Origin of the sequence: Fulvimarina thalattae, from assembly GCF_040239565.1 — a bacterium.
GTDB lineage: Bacteria > Pseudomonadota > Alphaproteobacteria > Rhizobiales > Rhizobiaceae > Fulvimarina.
On record NZ_JBEHWS010000003.1, the window covers coordinates 36,007 to 56,499 of the forward strand.

General features: G+C 61.0%; 15 protein-coding genes. 8 read left to right on the forward strand and 7 right to left on the reverse strand.

Annotation, left to right across the window (positions count from 1 at the left end; genetic code table 11):
- Positions 1 to 50 precede the first annotated feature (50 nt).
- Entirely contained in the window at positions 51 to 992 is a 942-nt protein-coding gene (locus tag ABRA89_RS04975; protein ID WP_349940353.1) for a metallophosphoesterase family protein, read from the forward strand.
- A gap of 90 nt (positions 993 to 1,082) precedes the next feature.
- On the opposite strand, the gene ABRA89_RS04980 is transcribed toward ABRA89_RS04975, so the two are convergent.
- From ABRA89_RS04980 to ABRA89_RS05005, 6 genes are all read right to left on the reverse strand, one after another.
- Entirely contained in the window at positions 1,083 to 3,125 is a 2,043-nt protein-coding gene (locus tag ABRA89_RS04980) for a putative bifunctional diguanylate cyclase/phosphodiesterase (RefSeq protein ID WP_349940354.1), read from the reverse strand.
- A 451-nt stretch (positions 3,126 to 3,576) separates the two neighbouring features.
- Positions 3,577 to 4,206: a hypothetical protein gene (locus tag ABRA89_RS04985; RefSeq protein ID WP_349940355.1), complete on the reverse strand. Its 630-nt coding sequence runs from the start codon at positions 4,204 to 4,206 to the stop codon at positions 3,577 to 3,579.
- Positions 4,207 to 4,407: 201 nt separating this feature from the next.
- On the reverse strand, positions 4,408 to 6,081 hold the full coding sequence (gene leuA, locus ABRA89_RS04990; protein WP_349940600.1) for a 2-isopropylmalate synthase: 1,674 nt from the start codon (positions 6,079 to 6,081) through the stop codon (positions 4,408 to 4,410).
- Between the two features lie 490 nt (positions 6,082 to 6,571).
- Positions 6,572 to 8,611: an RNA polymerase sigma factor RpoD gene (rpoD, locus tag ABRA89_RS04995; protein ID WP_349940356.1), complete on the reverse strand. Its 2,040-nt coding sequence runs from the start codon at positions 8,609 to 8,611 to the stop codon at positions 6,572 to 6,574.
- Positions 8,612 to 8,934: 323 nt separating this feature from the next.
- Positions 8,935 to 10,887 carry a DNA primase gene (gene dnaG, locus ABRA89_RS05000; RefSeq protein ID WP_349940357.1) on the reverse strand — a complete coding sequence of 651 codons (1,953 nt, stop codon included), beginning with the start codon at positions 10,885 to 10,887 and terminating at the stop codon, positions 8,935 to 8,937.
- Between the two features lie 75 nt (positions 10,888 to 10,962).
- Positions 10,963 to 11,241 carry a DUF1289 domain-containing protein gene (locus ABRA89_RS05005; protein ID WP_349940358.1) on the reverse strand — a complete coding sequence of 93 codons (279 nt, stop codon included), beginning with the start codon at positions 11,239 to 11,241 and terminating at the stop codon, positions 10,963 to 10,965.
- 246 nt (positions 11,242 to 11,487) lie between these two features.
- Here ABRA89_RS05005 and ABRA89_RS05010 point away from each other — a divergent pair, with 246 nt between their 5' ends.
- The 3 genes from ABRA89_RS05010 (at position 11,488) to ABRA89_RS05020 (ending at position 13,219) form a co-directional block, all read left to right on the forward strand.
- Positions 11,488 to 11,988, forward strand: coding sequence for a hypothetical protein (locus ABRA89_RS05010; protein ID WP_349940359.1), 501 nt, complete (start codon positions 11,488 to 11,490; stop codon positions 11,986 to 11,988).
- A gap of 135 nt (positions 11,989 to 12,123) precedes the next feature.
- Positions 12,124 to 12,507 (forward strand): CidA/LrgA family protein, encoded by a 384-nt coding sequence (locus tag ABRA89_RS05015; RefSeq protein ID WP_349940360.1) that lies wholly within the window; start codon positions 12,124 to 12,126, stop codon positions 12,505 to 12,507.
- A complete protein-coding gene (locus tag ABRA89_RS05020; protein ID WP_349940361.1) occupies positions 12,500 to 13,219 on the forward strand; it encodes an LrgB family protein in 720 nt (239 codons plus the stop codon). Before ABRA89_RS05015 ends, ABRA89_RS05020 begins: the two co-directional genes overlap by 8 nt.
- Before the next feature lie 25 nt (positions 13,220 to 13,244).
- Here the strand turns inward: ABRA89_RS05020 and ABRA89_RS05025 are convergent, their stop codons facing one another.
- A complete protein-coding gene (locus ABRA89_RS05025) occupies positions 13,245 to 13,694 on the reverse strand; it encodes a GatB/YqeY domain-containing protein (RefSeq protein WP_349940362.1) in 450 nt (149 codons plus the stop codon).
- A 380-nt stretch (positions 13,695 to 14,074) separates the two neighbouring features.
- On the opposite strand from ABRA89_RS05025, the gene carA reads away from it, so the two are divergent.
- The 4 genes from carA (at position 14,075) to greA (ending at position 20,409) form a co-directional block, all read left to right on the forward strand.
- Positions 14,075 to 15,262 carry a glutamine-hydrolyzing carbamoyl-phosphate synthase small subunit gene (carA, locus tag ABRA89_RS05030; protein ID WP_349940363.1) on the forward strand — a complete coding sequence of 396 codons (1,188 nt, stop codon included), beginning with the start codon at positions 14,075 to 14,077 and terminating at the stop codon, positions 15,260 to 15,262.
- A 573-nt stretch (positions 15,263 to 15,835) separates the two neighbouring features.
- Positions 15,836 to 16,087, forward strand: coding sequence for a helix-turn-helix domain-containing protein (locus ABRA89_RS05035; protein ID WP_349940364.1), 252 nt, complete (start codon positions 15,836 to 15,838; stop codon positions 16,085 to 16,087).
- A gap of 200 nt (positions 16,088 to 16,287) precedes the next feature.
- The gene (gene carB, locus ABRA89_RS05040; protein WP_349940365.1) at positions 16,288 to 19,722 is read left to right on the forward strand and encodes a carbamoyl-phosphate synthase large subunit; all 3,435 of its coding nucleotides are present in this window, start codon (positions 16,288 to 16,290) and stop codon (positions 19,720 to 19,722) included.
- Positions 19,723 to 19,935: 213 nt separating this feature from the next.
- Positions 19,936 to 20,409: a transcription elongation factor GreA gene (gene greA / locus ABRA89_RS05045; RefSeq protein WP_349940366.1), complete on the forward strand. Its 474-nt coding sequence runs from the start codon at positions 19,936 to 19,938 to the stop codon at positions 20,407 to 20,409.
- The last annotated feature ends 84 nt before the right edge of the window (positions 20,410 to 20,493 follow it).

Genomic DNA, 20,493 nt, shown 5'->3' on the forward strand with positions numbered 1-20,493 from the left:
TCTCTTCAAGCGCGGCCATACCTACACAGGAGAACCGATCAGGATCCTCGATGTACAGACTTGCCCATCTTTCCGATATCCATCTCGGCCCCTTGCCCGAGTTGTCGCTTCGTGAACTCGCCTCCAAGCGCGTGACGGGATACGTGAACTGGCATCGCAACCGGCGCCGCTCGATGTTCGGTGACACGCTTACGGATCTCGTGCTCGATATGAAGCGCCAGGAACCCGACCACATTGCGGTGACCGGCGACCTCGTGAATCTAGCGACCAAGAAGGAAACGGCCGCAGCACGAATTTGGCTGGAGCAGCTGGGCCTTCCGCACGATGTCTCGCTCGTACCCGGCAATCACGATGCCTATGTGCCGGGCGCTCTCAAGCGGTCGTTTCACGAATGGTACGATTATCTCGTCGGCGACAATCCGCTTGCGGCGATCGGCAACTCGTTTCCCTATCTGCGGGTTCGCGGCAAGATCGCGATCTTCGGCGTCTCGACGGCGGAGGCCAGTGCCCCCTTCTTCGCGACGGGTTCGTTTCGGCGGGGTCAGGCGCTGGCGCTGGCAAAACTGCTCGAAAGCTGTCGGTCGACCGGGCATTTTCGGGTCGTCCTGATCCACCATCCGCCGATCTCGGGCGCTGCGTCCTGGCACAAGCGGCTGATCGGCAAGCAGTTCTTCTCCAAGGTTATCCGGGATGTCGGCGCCGAACTCGTCCTGCACGGCCACACCCACCTCGATACGCTTTACTGGTTGGATGGTCCCGATCATCGCAAGGTGCCGGTCGTCGGCGTTCCGTCTGCAAGCCAGTCACCCGGCTCGGACAAGCCGGCGGCGCGCTACAACCTGTTCGATATAGCTGGGGAGCCTGGAAACTGGTCGCTCACCCAGCGAGAGCGCGGAATGGGCGACAGCTATGACGGCGTCGACTGGCTGCGCCAGCGCGAATTGCTCGCCGATGGGCGAGCCGTGGACGCGAAATCGAGACTATCGGGCTGACGAGGTTTCTTTCGAAAGGTCCGGCTGGGGCCAGCGAACCTTTCAGTCTCGCCCGTTCGATCGGTGCGAACTGAGCGGCTTTATGACGGCTCAGGCGGCTTTTTCGATCAGTCTCAGGCGAACCGTCTCCCAGCGAATTTCAGCTGCTTCGCTTTCTTCACGGATCAGGTCCTTAACGGCCTCAGCCGAAAGCGGGCGCTCGTAGAGAAAGCCCTGCCCCATGTCGCAGCCGTGCTCGCGCATGCGTTCCGCCTGACCGAGCGTCTCGATCCCTTCTGCGACGGCCTTGATGCCGAATGAGCGCGCGAAATTGCAGATCAAAGAGACGATCGCACCGGCGCGTTCGTTGATCTCGCCTTCCACGACGAAAGAGCGGTCGATCTTGATCTTGTCGAACGGAAACCGGTGGATATAGGAGAGCGACGAATACCCGGTGCCGAAATCGTCGAGAGCGACCGAGAAGCCACGCTCGCGCAAAGCCTCGATCGTTTTCAACGCCTCTTGTTCGTTCTGTACGAGCAGGGATTCCGTTATCTCGAATTCCATCCGATTCGGCGAAATCCCGTAACGGGCGACGGTGCGCGAAACGGGTTTGAGGAAACACGGGTCGGAGAGTTCGCTCGGCGAAACGTTGATCGCTGCGCAATAGTGTTCGGGCCAGGCGGCCGCGTTCCGACAGGTTTCTTCCAGAACGAAGCGACCGAGGTCCGCAATGATTCCGTATTTCTCGGCGATCGGGATGAACTCGGTCGACGGAATTTCACCAAGCTCCGGATGGTTCCAGCGCGCAAGGCTCTCGAAGCCGAGGGTGCGACCCGTCTTCAGACAGATGATCGGCTGGTAGACGACATAGATCTGCCCGTCCTTCATCGCATCGGCCAAGTCCGCCTGCAGTTTCTCGGCACGTTCCGTCTTCGAAACAAGAGCGGCGCTATAGACTCGATAACGTCCTCTTCCGGCGTCCTTGGCAGCGTAGAGAGCGGTGTCGGCCTGACGCATCAAAGTGGCGATGTCGGTGCCGGCCTTCGCCGGAAGCTCGCTGATGCCGACGCTCGCAGAGATATTCAATGTTTCCTCGCCGATCATGATCGGCACGGCAATTGACTGGAGAATATGGCGGCAGAGAACCTCGCCGGAGGCGACCGACGCAGACCCCGTCAACACAACGGCAAACTCGTCACCACCGATCCGGCATGCGAATTCTCCGCCCTGGCAGATTTCGGTCAGGCGGTGAGCCACCGTACGCAGCAATTCATCCCCAGCGTGATGACCGAGACCGTCGTTGATCGATTTGAACTTGTCGAGATCGAAAAGGACGATGGCGCATTCGGTTTCCTCGGGCAGGCCCTCAACATGGCGATCGAACCCGACGCGATTGTGGATGCCAGTCAGACCATCGAGACCGACCGCCCGCGCCAGTCGTCGGTTCTGGATCACGATACGCCAGACCAGCAGGGTGCAGAGAAAGATAGCAATCACAACGATCGCACCGACCGCCAGGAAAGAGCTCTCCAAATTCTGCTGCTCGGCGGCGACGGCATCATGGGCCTCGTCGTTGTAGAGCGAATTGAAATGCAGGGCGTCCGCCGCAACCCTGTAGACGTTTTCGAAGACCTCGATCGAATTGGATTCGACAAGCCGCAATTCGATCAGCGGCTCCAGAGCTTCGATGTCCTTCTTCAGATGGCGGTAATAGCTCTTCAGGCCACGAGAAGCCGCTTCCAGCTTGATCTGGGAAATTCGATTGCGGAGCTGATCATAGATGCCTGCCGCATCGCTCAAGGCTTCTGTCGGATTGAGAACGTCGTGCTGGACGGCGAGCGTGAGGCGAAATGCGTCATTGATCAGACGGTCGCTCGTCCGAGTGTCGAACTTCTCCGCGACGTTCTCGACGCGCTTCTGATTTTCCATAAAAATTTGAGCGGCAAGCGCGGAGAGCGCGATAATGGCGGCGATAACGAGACACAGGAGGCGGTCTCGATCCAGAAAGGACTTGATGCGGCTGAAGCGGCCGGGCGCCGCTCGCTTCATCGTCAGCCGGGAAAGGAAGCCGAACGGACCCGCAAAAGAGCGATTAGCGCGAGCCTTGCTCGCGACGCCGGATTGTATCGGCTGTCCTTCCCGATTGCTCATTGTTCCCCATTCCCGTTCTCGAAGATGAGCATCGGAAATTTGTGTTAATTTTTTTGCTACCTTCAGCAGTGCTCGGGAAAGCAACCTAACAAAAATCCAAGAATATCGTCCGAGCTACAAATTCGCAGCCGGGGCGATGGGGTTTCGGCTCAAACGTCTGTGAAATCTGGCTAAGCCCTGGACGAGATTCGGCCTTCCCATATCAAAGTGGAACTTTAGCCACCAAGAAATCATGGTTACTTATAATTATTGCGCCTTCGAATACTTCTGCCGGCCAGCCTGAAGGCGGGAAGATTCAGAAACGAAGTCGCAGTTGACGAAAAACGCAGCACGTATTTTGCGATTTTGCACTTGTATGCACTTCGCATACATCGCCGATACCTGCCGCGATAGCATCTGTCATTTCAAGTTCACGCCGTCGGCAGGTCAACGAGAAGCTGCATTGCAGCCTTCAAAGCAGATAAAGGTAGGAAAGCGCCAAAGGGACGCCTGCGCCAACCACCGTCCCGAGCAGAAACCAGACGAGGCCGACAATAAAACGGCTTCCGCTTCGTTCCGGTCCCTCATCAGCTACGCGGACCGATTCACTCGTCATCGGCTGGACGCCGCGCTCGGGCTGGGTCTTGAACCGCGCCGGATCGCTCGCCTTGTCGCCGATACCATCATCGACCGCGAAGGCCCGGTCCCGCTCAACGATCCGCTCGGCTACGTAAGTCGTCACATGGTCGGCGATCTTGCGCGGCTCGGTCGATTCAGCGAGCGTAACGCGACCAAGACGCGTTTCGCGCACGAAGCGATAAGTGCGCCGATCGCGCGCCATGGTGACATGCGCTGTTCCGTCCACCCAGTAGCGCGAGGTCACACCGCCGGTCAGCACGAAGTCGAAGAGATCGTCATCGCCGACTTCGTCGGCAATCGGCTTCAGTTCTTCTGCAAAGATTTCCAGACGCGCGCGATCGGCTTCGCGAATATCGACCACGACGTCGGAACGCTGGGCAGCGGCAATCTTGGCAGCCCGCACGGCATCTGCGAGGCGTCTCGTCCCTGTGAGGGGCGCGACCTTCTCTGAGCTGTCCGCCATCAACTTTTGCCTCGCACGCGAAACCATGAATTTCCGGTTAATGTATCGGCGATGTGCGGCGGTTCCAAGATAATTGCGCGGGCGTGCCGCAGATAGACGAACGGATGGCAGTGCTGCCACTACCATCCGTTTCGAAATGAGCCAGTCGCATCATTTTAAGACACCGAGCTGAGTCACTTTTGCTCTGAGTTGCTCTTAGCGCTATGCGGATCCTTCGAGGATTCGGTTCGCCGCTGAGAGAATCGCGACGAGCGAGGCCGTCACGATGTTCTTGTTGATGGCGACGCCGAAGAGCCGCCCACCGGCATGGGCGATTTCCATGTAGCAGATCGCCCGTGCATCCGACCCCGTGCCGAGGGAGTGCTCGGAATAGTCGTGGACGGAGATCTCGACGCCGATATGCCGGGACAGCCCGTCGATGAAGCCGTCGATCGGCCCCGTACCCTTGCCGGTGAGCACGATCTCCTCGCCGCGATCGAGGATCGTCGCTTCGACGATGCGGCCTTCGGCGACATTCGGATCGGGCTTGGTGACGTGATTGATGAAGCGCAGCCGGCCTTCGGGCTGGGTGACGTAGCGCTCCATGAACCGCTCGTAGATGCGGCTTCCTTGAAGCTCACGGCCCTCCTCGTCGGTGATCCGCTGCACGTCCTCGCGGAACTCCACCTGCAGATTGCGCGGCAGGTTCAGCCCGTAGTCCTCCTGCAGGATATAGGCGATGCCGCCTTTGCCAGACTGGGAGTTGATGCGGATGATCGCCTCATAGGAGCGGCCCACATCCTTCGGGTCGATCGGCAGATAGGGCACCTCCCAGAGCGGCTTGTTCTGCTGCCGTACCGCCTTCATGCCCTTATTGATCGCGTCCTGATGGGAGCCGGAAAAGGCCGTATAGACCAGTTCGCCCACATAGGGATGCCGCTCGCCGACCGCGAGCTGATTGCAGTATTCGTAGACGTCCTTGATCCGGTTGATGTCGGACACGTCGATCTGCGGGTCGATGCCTTGCGTGTACATGTTCAGCGCCAGCGTCACGAGATCGACATTTCCGGTCCGCTCGCCATTGCCAAACAGCGTGCCTTCCACACGGTCGCCGCCGGCCATCAGGGCGAGCTCGGTCGCCGCCACCGCCGTGCCGCGATCATTGTGCGGATGAATCGAGACCAAGAGGTTTTCGCGATTGTCCAGATTGCGGCACATCCATTCGATCTGGTCGGCATGGATGTTCGGCGTCGACATTTCCACCGTCGCCGGCAGATTGACGATCAGCTTGTTCTCAGGCGTCGGCTGGATGATCTCTGCGACCGCGTTGCAGACCTCGGCCGCGAATTCCAGCTCGGTGCCGGTAAAGCTCTCCGGCGAATACTGGAAGCGATAGCCGCCACCTGCCTTCGCCGCCATGTCGGCGATCATCTTGGCCGCATCCGTCGCGATCTGCTTGATCCCGGCTCGATCCTTGTCGAAGACGATCCGGCGCTGAAGTTCGCTCGTCGAATTGTAGAAATGAACGATCGGCTTCACCGATCCTTCCAGTGACTCGAAGGTGCGAGAGATCAGTTCAGGCCGGCATTGCACCAGTACCTGCAGGGAGACGTCGTCGGGCGTCCCGCCCTCCTCGATGCACCAACGCACGAAGTCGAAATCGGTCTGGGAAGCCGACGGAAACCCGATCTCGATTTCCTTGAAATTCATGGCGAGGAGCAGCGCGAAGAAGCGCGCCTTGCGCTCGTGGCCCATGGGATCGACCAGCGCCTGATTGCCGTCGCGCAGGTCGACCGAACACCAGATCGGCGGCGTGTCGATCGTTTTCGACGGCCAGGTCCGGTCCGTCAGATCGATCTGTCCATAGGGCCGATATTTCTCGGCCGCATTGGTCATGGTCTTGCCGCGTCCCTCGGGAAACGGCTTCTTCGCCTCGATCGTCGTATCGCTCGCAGGCATCGGAATATTGTGGATGGCAGACATCGTCGTCCTTCAATCGCCTTCTCGATCGGCGGCGTTCACGGGAGCTTTACCGTGCGTCTTCCGCGATCGGATCGAACTTTTCAAGCCGCGTAAGGATTACGCGGCCCATCGGTCTCGGGTTTTGAAGGAGCGAAGCCGCATATCTGGAGAACCCAAACCGGCTTGAGCCGACCGCCGGGCGCCCCTTCCTTACCGGGCCCGACGGTCGCGGCTAAGAAGGAGAAGACCGCGCAGACGCGAACGCTCAGCCGTGAAGGCGGCGGTGTCGAGCTCGGACGTGGTCGTGCGGCTGATCATGGTCGGAAGATGCAGGATCGTGAATGCGAAGGCAAGATGCCGAGGGGCAAAATGCGGGCGCTCTGGCGATGCCGACGCATGTGGTCGTCGGCATCGCACTCTTCGATCAGCTGTCGAGGAAGCTGCGCAGCTTGCGCGAGCGGCTCGGATGCTTGAGCTTTCTGAGGGCCTTGGCCTCGATCTGACGAATACGCTCGCGGGTGACCGAGAACTGCTGGCCGACCTCTTCGAGCGTGTGGTCGGTGTTCATGCCGATGCCGAAGCGCATACGCAGGACGCGCTCCTCTCGAGGCGTCAGCGAGGCGAGTACGCGGGTCGTCGTCTCTCGCAGATTGCCCTGAATGGCTGCGTCGATCGGCAGAACAGCGTTCTTGTCCTCGATGAAATCGCCGAGATGTGAATCTTCTTCATCACCCACCGGCGTTTCGAGAGAGATCGGCTCCTTGGCGATCTTCAGGACCTTGCGAACCTTTTCGAGCGGCATCGCCAGCTTCTCGGCCAGCTCCTCCGGCGTCGGCTCGCGGCCGATCTCGTGCAGCATCTGGCGCGAGGTCCGAACGATCTTGTTGATCGTTTCGATCATATGAACCGGAATGCGGATCGTGCGGGCCTGATCGGCGATCGAACGGGTGATCGCCTGCCGGATCCACCAAGTCGCATAAGTCGAGAACTTGTAGCCGCGGCGATATTCGAACTTATCGACGGCCTTCATCAGGCCGATATTGCCTTCTTGGATGAGGTCCAGGAACTGAAGGCCGCGGTTCGTGTACTTCTTGGCGATCGAGATCACGAGACGCAGGTTCGCCTCGACCATCTCCTTCTTCGCCTGCCGGGCCTCACGCTCGCCTTTCTGCACCATGTGGACGATGCGGCGGAATTCGGTGATCTCGAGCCCGGTCTCGGTCGCGAGATTCTGAATCTCCCCGCGCAGCCGCTGGATCTTCTCCTTGTCCTTCTGAACGAAGGAGAGCCAACCCTTGCCGGAGAGGTTTGCGACGCGTCGGGTCCAGTTCGGATCGAGCTCCGAGCCCTGATATTCCTTCAGGAATTCATCGCGGCGCACGCCGTGAGATTCGCCGAGGCGCAGAAGCTTACCCTCGTTACCGACAAGCCGCTTGTTGATGTCGTAGAGCTGCTCGACCAGCGCATCGATACGGTTCTGGTTGAGAGAAAGCCCCTTCACCAGCGAAACGAGGTCTTCCTTCAGCTTCTTGTAGGACTTTTCCTGAGAGGGCGAGAGAGCGCCGCTCGCCTGGAGGCGGTTCTCGACCTGCTGGTCCTGAAGCTTGCGCAGGCGGAAATACGTGTCGGCGATGAGATCGAATGTCTCCATCACCTGAGGCAGAATTTCAGCCTCCATCGCGGCGAGGGAGAGGTTGGCCTCGTCGTCCTCGTCTTCGTCTTCTTCCTCTGTGCCGACTGGGCGGGCTTCGCCGGGACGAGTCTGCTCACCCGCGCCGTTCGCCTTGTTCGTCGCCCCGCCATTGCCTTCGGAAGCGTCTTCGCCGTCCGGCGCGGCAACCGCAGCGGGGGCCTTCGCCTCGGGCCCCGCATAGGTCGCTTCCAGATCGACGATATCGCGCAGAAGGATGTTGCCTTCGTTCAGTTCGTCGCGCCAGATGATGATCGCCTGGAAGGTGAGCGGGCTCTCGCAGAGCCCGGCAATCATCGTCTCGCGGCCGGCCTCGATCCGCTTGGCGATGGCGATCTCGCCCTCGCGCGACAGAAGCTCCACCGAGCCCATCTCACGCAGATACATCCGCACGGGATCGTCGGTGCGGTCGCTCGAAGATTTCTTCTCGGTGGTGGCAACCTGGGTCTTGCCGGTTTCGGCGACCTCGGTCGAACCCGACGAATTGGAATCGTCGTTATCGTTGTCGTTGTCCGCCTCGCCCTCTTCGTCGTCCTCGACGACGTTGATGCCCATATCGTTGAGCATCGCCATCAGGTCCTCGACCTGATCGGACGTGACACCATCGGAGGACAGCATCGAATTCAGCTTGTCCATGGTCACGAAGCCGCGCTTCTTGGCGGCCTTGATCATCTTCTTTACAGCGTCATCAGACAGGTCCAGCAAAGGCCCGTCGGTCGCGGCTTCCGCGCGCTCGTCCGCAGGCGCTTCTTTCTCTCTGACCTTGGTCGCCATACGATTTATTCTCCGATTTCGGGCATCGCCACCCGGGTTCTGCTGCCGGCCGTCCGATCAGCGACGTCTCGCCTCCGCACGACACATCTCTCAGGCCGCTTTGACTTTACTAGGGCCCTCAGGCTCGCTTTCCGCCGTCCGCGGTCGTACCGAAAACTCGCAATCACATGAACGTTATTTCGCGTTCAGCGGCGGTATATGTGTGCCCGACCACCAAATGGCAATATTTAAACGCTTCAGCTTGCCGCAAGCGTGTGCGGCAACGTGCGCAGGAGGCAACGCCGCGACAGCCTGTGGCCGAAATGAAACGGAATTCTGAGCCTTTACATGGTCTTAATCGCGCGTCCCGACAAGATGCCGAATCCATCTATTAGGGCTTCCGTCGTCTCGAGGCGCTCGATTTCTGCTTTCACCGCGCGCATGTGCTCGTAGGCGCCCTGCGTCGGCTCTTCGCCGAGCAACCGTTCAGCCTGCTGAAGCTCTCGCGTCAACGCCTTGAATCGATGCTGTAGATTCAGCGCCTGGCGCAACGCCTCGCGGGCATCGTCCGGTGCTGCATCGGCAAGAACCGGCCAGAGTCGAACCTCCCGCGCCTTTCGCTCATAGGCTTCGAAAATCCCATCGGCGCCTGAGCGTTTCAGACCTTGGACTATGATGTCGCGGCTGTCGGGCGCGCTGTCGGCATAGATATCGAGGACCGAGGCTCTGAGGCGGGCGAGATCCGGCGCATCGATTTCCAGATCGGCGAAGTAGTCGAAGGCTTCATGCATGAGAACCGGGTGGTTCACGAAACCAACCACGATCGCGATCTCTCTTAAGGACGGCGCCGGCCCGCCGGCCGACCGCAGCAGGCTTGAGCGGGCGAGACGGTCCGAGATCGCGGGCCGCAACCCGGCTGCGGAGCCCTGCCGCCCTCCCCGGTTCTGCCCGCGGCGCTCGCCCGAATAGCCACCGCGTTCGCCGCGCCCGCCGTAATCGCGCTGCGACGATCCACCACCGAAAAAGGCAGACAGCCGCTGACGCATATCATTCTGGTAGTATCGGCGAACGCTCTCGTCGCCGATTTGCCGTGTCAGTTGGTTGAGGCGCGCCTCAAGGTCGGCCCGCGCTTCGGGGGTATCGAAAGTCGACCCGGCGGTCTCGCGAGACCAGACCATGTCCGACAACGGACGGGCCTGAGCCAGAACGTCGCGAAAGGCGTCCGGCCCACCATCCTTGACGAGATCGTCCGGGTCCTTGCCATCCGGAATCAGCGCGAAACGCAGGGATCGGCCCGGTTTCAGCATGGGCAGTGCCAGCTCGGCCGCCCGATGAGCTGCCCGCAGGCCGGCGCCATCTCCATCGAAACAAAGGACGGGCTCGGTCGAATTGCGCCAGAGAAGCTCGATCTGGTTTTCCGTCAGCGCCGTTCCCAGCGGCGCGACCGCGTGATCGAAGCCCGCCTGGGCCAGCGCGATCACGTCCATATAGCCTTCCACCACGATGAAGGTGCCCGCCTGCTTTGCTGCGCGCCGCGCGCCGGCGAGGTTGTAGAGCATCGCGCCTTTATGGAAGACCTCGGTTTCCGGCGAGTTCAAGTATTTGGCGCGTGCGTTGGGCGACATCGCGCGCCCGCCAAACGCTACGCAGCGCTCGGAGGTATCAAGGATCGGGAACATGATCCGGTCTCGGAAGCGATCGAAGGAAACCGGAACATCGTCACCATGGACGACGAGCCCCGCCGCCTCGATCTCGGCCTTCCCGACGCCCTTGGCCGCAAGATGCTCCTTGAGCCGGTTTCGGCCCTCCGGCGCAAATCCGAGGCCGAAGCGCTTCTGGGTGGCAGGCGTCAGACCCCGGTCGCGCAGATAGCCACGCGCTTTGGCTCCCTCGTTGTCCTGCAACCGTTCGCGAAAAAACTCCGAAGCAAGGCGTAGTGCGTCGAGGATCGTCGCACGCTTCTCCTCGCGCCGCTCGGCCTGTGGATCTCGCGCCGGCATCGGCAGCCCCGCCATGCCCGCAAGCCGCTCCACCGCATCGGGAAAGCTCATCCCGTCGAGTTCGGTCATGAAGCGGAAATGATCGCCGGAGACGCCGCAGCCGAAGCAGTGATAGCGGCCCTTGTCGTCCTCGCAGTGAAAACTCGGCGACTTCTCACCGTGGAAGGGGCAGCAGGCCCAGTGATCGCCCTTTGCCGGCCGCGATTTCCGCCGATCCCAGGTGACGCGCTGGCCGATCACATCTGAAATCGGAACGCGTGCACGGATGTCGTCGAGAAAGGAAGGCGGAAAGCGCATAAAGCTGATCTAAGCTATAGACGCCGAACACGGAAGCCGAAGTCTCACCACCTCCGGGCGATTATCGCGAGACCCTCACGTAGCTCTCGATGCCGACAGCTTGTCCAGCGGACAGGGAAGGTTCTTCTTGGCGCAGCGGCGACGGTAGAGGAATTCCCAGCGCTCCCGGCGACCCGTCTGTTCGAGCCGCGCCAGCAGAAGACGGAACAGCGCCTTGCGGTCGGCCTTCTTGCGGTTCCGCTTGAAGAGCTTCTTCTCGTCCTTCGTCAGGCCGCAGCCGACGCAAGGGCCCTTCCCAGGGCGTTTACAGATATCGATGCAAGGCGTCGGAGCCTTGCGCCACAGACCGGCCATCGGTGATTTCCCATGCTTCCTTGCGCGACGCGCCACTCGCCGCGCGAAGGATGTAAGTTTCAGAAAGAGCCAAACGCACAAATATGTCGGATGGACACGCTTTGCACCCGATCGGGAACAGGCAAAAGACAACACGTCGCGCCCTGGCATTCGTTGCGTCGCAATACTAGCTCTGCTAAGGAGAAATCAACAATTTCAGCAGTTTAGACAGGTTCTAAACTGGCAGATCTCAGGCCGGTTCATGCCATGACAGCAACAGCCCGCACACTCGCCTTTTCCCCGGAGAAAGCTCCGGAAGAAGCCGTCGTCATCCCGTTCGGCTCGCGTGGCTGTCCGACCGTCGATGCGCGGCCGAGCGAACTCTCGGCTGACGACCGCGATCTCCTCAACCGTCTGCGCTGGCTGGCGCTGAAGAGCCGCCTTCAGCCCAAGCCCGAGATCGAGCGCGCCTGCATGATGCTTGCCGGCAAAGGCCCCCGCGCAATCGAAACTGTTTCGAACGCCTTCTTCCGCGGTTTGGCGAAACACGGCACCAATTCGCTCGAGTTCTATCGCCCTGGCACCCGCTGGCCCTCGAGCGACGAGATCTGGCTGCTGCGGCTTCTCTCTGCGTTCCGGCAGGGCCGCGAGAAGGAGGGTTCAGCCCTCGTCACCTGGCGCATCGAGCCGCGGGGACGTCGGTGGCTTCGCTTCCTCGCCGCATCGCTCGCCGAACTCGTGACGCCGGCGGAGACGAGCGACGCCTGACAGAGGTGGTCGTTTCGAAGAGGCTGGCGCTGGCTTAGGGCGTATCCTCATTGCGACTGAGAGAATGGCGATTGAGGCTTTTCCGTATCAACGGAACGTCTATTCTCCCGCTCATGATCGCGAGTCGTTCCCCCAATGGCGGCGCCTGTGCTTAGGGCGCTCACCGGCATTCTTCTGTGTCAGCTCTTCGGCGAGGCGCTCGTGGCCGCGACGGGACTACCGCTTCCCGGCCCCGTCGTCGGCATGGCGCTTCTGTTCACGTTTTTTGTCGTGAAGGGCGGCATTCCCTCCTCGATCGCGACTGTCGGCGACGGCCTTCTCAACAATCTGGCCGTCCTCTTCGTGCCAGCTGGCGTCGGGATCATGCAGCATACGAACCGAATCGGCTCGGAGGGCTTCCAGCTCGGTGGAACGCTGATCGCGTCCACGCTCATCACCATCGGCGTCACCGCTCTCGTCATGCGCTTCTTCATGAAGGACAGCGCGCCGGAAAGCAGCGGCGAGGACCAAGATGGCTGACGAGATCACCGATATCTGGGTCTATCTCGCGACGAGCCCGCTGCTTGCCCTGACGCTTACACTCGTCGCCTATCAGATCGTTCAGGAAATCTGGACGCGCATCGGCCGCCCGGCCCTGCTAAACCCCGTGCTCGTCTCGGTGCTGATCATCGTAGGCGTGCTTGTAGGAACCGGCACGTCATACGATACCTATTTCGAGGGCGCACAGTTCATCCACTTCCTGCTCGGTCCGGCAACGGTCGCGCTGGCGATTCCACTTTATCGCCAGTTCGAGCGGATCAAGGCGAACAAGCTCGCGATCGCGGCAAGCCTTGCGACCGGATCGGTGACGGGCATCGCCAGCGGTCTGCTCTGTGCCGGCCTCTTCGGCATCGACCAGACAAGTTTCGTTTCCATCGCACCGAAATCGGTCACCGCTCCGGTCGCCATGGGCATTGTCGAACGCATCGGCGGCCTGCCTTCGCTGACCGCCGTCCTCGTCATCGTGACAGGGATCATCGGCGCGGCACTGGGCCCGGCTCTTCTTAATCTGATTGGTGTGAAGGATGCTCCTGCCCGAGGCATGGCGATGGGAGTCGGATCGCACGGCATCGGCACGGCATGTGCGCTTCAGGAAAGCGAGGCAGCCGGCGCGTTTTCAGGCCTTGCCATGGGGCTAAACGCGCTCGCGACAGCCATTCTCGTGCCGCTCGTCTTCTGGCTGTTCTTTTGAAAGTGCTCGGAAGAGGTCCGGCTAGCTAGCGCAGCATGCCCTTCACGACGGTCGAGGCCTTAGTGAAATCCATCTGGCCAGGATAGCGCTGCTTCAGCTTGTTCATACAGCGGCCGACATCGCGAAGGCCCTTGGCATCGATATCATCGACGGCCGAGCGACAGGCCTGATGCATGGCGCTGTCGTCAAGCTGTGCGGGAAGGAAATCCTCGATGACCTTGATCTCCTGGCGCTCCTGCTCGGCCAGTTCAAGGCGACCGTTTTCCTCATAGTTCTGTGCAGACTCGATCCGCTGGCGGCGCATGGTGACGAGAATGTTCAGGATATCGTCAGCATCGACCGGATCGCGTCCCGCCTCGCGGTTCGCCACGTCCCGGTCCTTAACTGCCGCCTTGATCAGCCGAAGGATGGAGATACGGGTCTTATCGCCTTCGTCCTGCGCTTTGGTCAAAGCCTCAGAAATCGTTTCGCGCATTGCGCAGGTCGCTTTCAACTTGGGTACCGTGGCCGTCCGAATATCGGAAACGCTCGCGGCGGGAGTCAGGATGTTACGCCATGCGGCTTTCTATGCAACGATGATTTCTTTGATCCGTCACACTACGGTCAATATGTTGCTTTCGCGCATGATCTGCCAATATCAGCCGGCGGCTTCGGCCCGTTTATCCCGTGGAATTCAGGATAGCGCGGCCATTCTGTGCTTGCGGCCTATGGCGGCGGCCCTATAGAGAAGCCCCGAATGCAACGCAAGCGCCCATTTCTGGAATGCAGTCGCCGGGTTCCGCCTCACGACCGCTTCACTAAGATGGTGAGCCGAGACGCTTTTTCTAGAACGAGACCGGACCAGGAGACCCGATTATGAGCGAGGGATGGACGAAACGCGTGACCACCGGACTGCTCGTTCTGGCGGACGGCACGGTGATCGAGGGCTTCGGCCTTGGCGCCGAAGGTGCGATCGAAGGCGAGGTCTGCTTCAACACGGCCCTCACCGGATATCAGGAAATCCTCACCGATCCGTCCTATGCCCAGCAGATCGTGACCTTCACCTTTCCCCATATCGGCAATGTCGGCGCGAATGCGGAAGACCATGAGGACTTCTCGCCGCTTGGCAATGCGGGTGCGGTAGGCGCGATCTTGCGCGCGGAGGTGACCGAGCCCTCGAACTACCGCTCGGCCGGCCATCTCGACGCCTGGCTGAAAGAGCGCGGCATCGTGGCACTCTCTGGCATCGACACGCGAGCTCTGACCGCTCTGGTGCGGGAGAAGGGCATGCCGAATGCCGTGATCGCCCATGATCCAGCCGGCAATTTCGATATTGAAGCGCTGAAGAAACGCGCACGCGAATGGGCTGGCATCGACGGCGCAGACATCGCGAAGCTCGTCGCCACCACGGATCGCTCGGTCTGGACCGAGAAGCCATGGCTCTGGGGCGACGAAAAGGCTGCCGAGACCCCGGCCCGTTACAAGGTCGTCGCGGTCGATTACGGCGCGAAGCGCAACATCTTCCGCCTGCTTGCAGGCCATGGCGCAGAGGTGACTGTCGTGCCACCGACGACCAGCGCCGAGGATATCCTCGCCATGCAGCCTGACGGCGTCTTCCTGTCGAACGGTCCCGGCGATCCGGCGGCGACGGGCGTCTACGCGGTGAAGGAAATCGGCAAGCTGGTGGAGGCCGGTATTCCGCTCTTCGGTATCTGCCTCGGCCATCAACTTCTGGCGCTGGCGCTCGGCGCCCAGACCAAGAAGATGCATCAGGGCCATCACGGTGCGAACCATCCGGTGATGGACTACACCACCGGAAAGGTTGAAATCGTTTCGATGAACCACGGTTTCGCGGTCGCGGCGGATACACTGCCGAGCGGCGTGACGGAAACTCACCGCTCGCTCTTCGACGGCTCGAACTGCGGCCTGCGGCTGACCGAGAAGCCAGTGTTCTCGGTTCAGCACCATCCGGAGGCCTCACCGGGTCCGCAGGACTCCCATTATCTCTTCAAGCGCTTCTTCGACATGATCGACGGGCATCGCGGCGAGCGAAACGCGGCCTGATCCGAACTCAAAGTTCCGCTACTTCAAACGAAAACAGGCACCCGATCGTACCGGTGCCTGTTTTCGTTTGCGCATCTGAATTTCGCTATCGGCCGGTGTACCGGTTCAGGCAGCCCGCATCTTGATGATGCCGAGGCGCGCCAAAAACCGCTTTAACGAGCGTCGAAATCCGCAATGAACGGTCGCATGCTGGTGCATGTCATGACGTCCGCGTTCTCCGCCATAAGACGAGCGGCCGACGATAATATCTGCAAGCATTTTCGTTTCTCCCTTTATCGTATTGTTTTGTTTTAGCGATCACAGCTTGACCGGACGTTGCGCGAGGTTTGCTCGCACCACCCGTCGATCCCGCGTGCCGCCTTGGGATTACGATAATAAGGCGCACTTGGTGCGCATTTTCAAGGGGTTAAAAGCGCACCATGTGCATTTTCTGCGCGACGAACCGTCCTATTCCGCCTTCTTCGCAGCAAGACCTGACATGAACTGCAGTCATTATCCCTGATCTCAGCATTCGGTTGACAAGAATGACGAACCGGAGAATGGCTCGCGCGTGGATGATCGACGGAGTTGCTGATGACGCCGACAGCCTTCAAAGCCTGGCGGAAGGGCCTGGGCCTGAAGCAGAAGGATGCTGCCGACAAACTCGGCCTGAAAAAGCGCGTCATCCAGTATTACGAAAAAGGCGCGCGCGGCGGAAAGGATGTCGACATCCCCAAGACCGTCGAGCTTGCCTGCTTCGCGCTCTCCATGGGCGTGGAGACCTATGACGGAAAGGCGCTGCCGGGGGCGGCCGAACTGGCCAAGAAGGATCAGGAACTGCCGTAAGGCTATCGAGACTCTGTGCGCGCGATCACTCTTCTTCTGTGCGCCGCAGCAAAAGCGCTCGATCTCCCCTTTCCCCATCCGCGACTCTTCCCTATAACGCGGTCTCAGCCTGAAGATTAGAATCGCCGGACCGCACCGAAGCGCTTGGAGAAGCCCTCGGCGTGGTGTTTTGCGCGACCCGATGAAGCGGATCAGACCCCATGCCCAAACGCACAGATATCAAATCGATCCTCGTCATTGGCGCCGGTCCCATCATTATCGGACAGGCCTGCGAGTTCGACTATTCCGGCACCCAGGCCTGCAAGGCGCTGAAGGCCGAGGGCTACCGGATCATCCTCGTCAACTCGAACCCGGCGACGATCATGACCGATCCCGATCTCGCCGATGCCACTTATATCGAGCCGATCACGCCGGAAGTCGTCGCCAAGATCATCGAGAAGGAGCGGCCGGACGCGCTCCTGCCGACCATGGGCGGCCAGACGGCGCTCAACACCGCGCTCTCGCTCCAGCGCATGGGCACACTGGAACGCTACAAGGTCGAGATGATCGGCGCGAACGCTGCCGCCATCGACAAGGCAGAGGACCGCGCCCTCTTCCGCGAGGCGATGGCGAAGATCGGGCTCGAGACCCCGCGCTCGGTTCTGGCCAATGCCGCCGGCCCGAAGGCGCAGGATCGAAAGGTCCACGAGGACAAGCGGGCGGTGATCCGCGCCGAACATGCCGATGACGAGGACGCACGAAACGCCGCCCTCGACAAGCTTGAGGCCGAGTGGAACCTCGGAGAGAGCGATCGCAAGCAGCGCTACATGAACCATGCGCTCGCAGCCGCGGCCCAGGCGCTGGACGAGGTGGGCGTTCCGGCGATCATCCGGCCGTCCTTCACCCTCGGCGGCACGGGCGGCGGCATCGCCTACAACCGGCAGGAATTCTTCGAGATCGTCGAGAACGGCCTCGACGCCTCGCCGACGACGGAAGTGCTGATCGAGGAATCCGTCCTCGGCTGGAAGGAATACGAGATGGAGGTGGTCCGCGATAAGGCGGACAACTGCATCATCATCTGCTCGATCGAGAACGTCGATCCGATGGGCGTCCATACGGGCGATTCGATCACCGTCGCGCCGGCCCTGACGCTGACGGACAAGGAATACCAGATCATGCGCAACGCCTCGATCGCGGTGTTGCGCGAGATCGGGGTCGAGACGGGTGGCTCGAACGTGCAGTTCGCGGTGAACCCGGAGACGGGCCGTCTTGTCGTCATCGAGATGAACCCGCGCGTTTCGCGCTCTTCGGCGCTTGCCTCCAAGGCGACCGGCTTCCCGATCGCCAAGGTCGCGGCCAAGCTCGCGGTTGGCTACACGCTGGACGAACTGGAAAACGATATCACGGGTGGCGCGACACCGGCTTCTTTCGAGCCGTCGATCGACTATGTCGTCACAAAGATCCCGCGCTTCGCCTTCGAGAAGTTCCCCGGCGCCGTGCCCATCCTGACGACGGCGATGAAATCCGTCGGCGAGGTGATGGCGATCGGCCGGACCTTCTCCGAATCGCTGCAGAAGGCGTTACGCGGCCTCGAAACAGGACTGACCGGCCTCGATGAAATCACCATCCCGGACACCGGTCAGGGCGACGATCTCAACGCATTGCGCGCAGCGCTCGGTACGCCGACGCCGGATCGGCTCCTGATGGTGGCTCAGGCCATGCGCATGGGCATGGACAACGACGCGATCCACGCCGCCTGCAAGATCGATCCCTGGTTCCTCGCCCGCATTCGCTCGATCGTCGATCTGGAAGCGAAGATTCGCGAGCATGGCCTGCCTCAGGACGAGGACAATCTGCGTTACTTGAAATCCTGCGGGTTCTCGGATGCGCGCCTTGCGACCCTTGCCGGCGTCAGCGAGGTCGAGGTCGCCGACAAGCGGCGGGAACTCGACGTTCATCCGGTCTTCAAGCGGATCGATACCTGCGCGGCCGAATTCGCCTCGCCGACCCCCTATATGTATTCGACCTATGAGCGCCCCTTCGCGGGAGCCGCGCGCTCGGAGGCCGAAATCACGGATGCTAAGAAGGTCGTGATCCTGGGCGGCGGTCCGAACCGGATCGGCCAGGGGATCGAATTCGATTACTGCTGCTGCCACGCCGCCTTTGCGCTCGGCGACGCCGGCTACGAATCGATCATGATCAACTGCAATCCGGAGACGGTCTCCACCGACTACGATACGTCCGACCGGCTCTACTTCGAGCCTCTGACGGCCGAAGACGTGCTGGAGATCATCTATGCCGAGCAGGATAAGGGCACGCTTCACGGCGTCATCGTGCAGTTCGGTGGCCAAACGCCGCTGAAGCTCGCCGAGGCTCTGGAGGCTGCCGGCATCAACATTCTCGGGACCTCGCCGGACGCGATCGATCTGGCGGAAGACCGCGACCGCTTCCAACAGCTCCTCAACAAGCTGGACCTCAAGCAGCCGAACAACGGTATCGCCCGCTCCTTCGAGGAAGCCAAGGCAATCGTCGATCGGATCGGCTATCCGGTGGTGATCCGCCCGTCTTATGTGCTCGGCGGCCGCGCCATGGAGATCGTGCGCTCCGAACAGGGCTTCGAGCGCTACATGCGCGAGGCTGTGGTCGTCTCCGGCAAGTCGCCGGTGCTCATCGACGGCTATCTGAAGGATGCGATCGAGGTCGACGTCGATTGCCTCTGCGACGGCGAGACAAGCTTCGTCGCCGGCATCATGGAGCATATCGAGGAAGCGGGTATCCACTCAGGCGACTCGGCCTGCTCTCTGCCGGTCCATTCCCTCTCGACCGAGATCACCGAGGAACTCGAACGCCAGACGCGGGCGATGGCCGTCGCGCTGAAGGTGGGCGGTCTGATGAACGTCCAGTTCGCGATCCAGGGCGAGGACATCTTCGTGCTGGAGGTCAATCCCCGCGCCTCGCGCACGGTGCCCTTCGTCGCCAAGACGATTGGTCGGCCAATCGCCAAGATCGCGGCGCGCATCATGGCGGGCGAGGATCTCGACACCGCGTTTGCAGCTTACGGCGGTAAGCCGGATGTGAAATCGCTCAAGCATATCGCGGTGAAGGAGGCGGTCTTCCCGTTCTCGCGCTTCCAGGGCGTCGACACGCTGCTCGGCCCCGAAATGCGCTCGACGGGCGAGGTCATGGGCCTTGCCAACGACTACGCCCTCGCCTTCGCCAAGAGCCAGCTCGGCGCCGGCGTCGACCTGCCGCGCGAAGGCACGGTCTTCGTCTCAGTGAAGGACGCCGACAAGGAGCGTATCCTGCCGACGATCCGGCGCCTCAGCGAGATCGGCTTCTCGGTGATGGCGACCGGCGGCACCCAGCGCTTCCTGACCGAAAACGGCATCGAGGCGATACGTGTGAACAAGGTGCTGGAGGGTCGTCCGCATATCGAGGACGCCATGCGGAACCGGCAGGTTCAGCTCGTCTTCAACACGACTGAAGGCGCCAAAGCCCTGTCCGACTCACTGTCACTCAGACGTGCCGCCCTCCTCCACAAATTGCCCTATTATACGACGCTGGCGGGCATGGAAGCAGCCGCCCAAGCCGTTGGCGCCCTCAAGAAAGGCAATCTTGAAGTCAGACCGCTTCAGTCGTACTTTACCGCTGCCTGAGTTTTCAAATGGCTTGTCGGCCCTGACCGGACCAGGGCCCGGCGACATTTCCAAGTCCGTTCAGCCGGTTGGAACCGAGCGATCATTTATCGCTCGGTCTGGCCTGTCTTTGTATTACCGGCAGCGCCGCGTTGACATCGGCCGCGCCGGCACGAACGATAAGAAGACGCGCCGGCGCCTCGTCGTTGGCCGTATCGAAAGGTGGAGGCCGAGATGCAAAAGGTCCCGATGACGACCCGCGGATTTGAGACGCTGAAGGAAGAGCTGCGTCGCCGCCAGCAGGAAGAGCGCCCTCGGATCATCCAGGCAATCTCCGAGGCACGCGCCCATGGTGATCTCTCCGAGAACGCCGAATATCATGCGGCGAAGGAAGCTCAGAGCCTCAACGAGGGCCGTATTTCAGAGCTCGAGGACGTCACCGCACGCGCCGAGGTTATCGACGTTACCAAGATGAAGGGTGACAAGGTGATGTTCGGCGCCACGGTCAAGCTCGTCGACGAGGAGACCGAAGAAGAGCGTCTCTTCCAGATCGTCGGCGACCAGGAAGCTGACGTGAAGTCCGGCCGCATCTCCATTTCCTCCCCGATCGCTCGCGCGCTGATCGGCAAGGAAGAAGGCGACACGGTCGAAGTCACGGCTCCCGGTGGAGCGCGGTCTTACGAGGTGCTGGAAGTTCTCTGGCAATAGGATTCGCGCTCCACGCTCGTTCCAGGAAATTGGGCGTGACAATGGAGGCGCACTGTTGACCTTCGTTCACTTCACGCCCGAGCA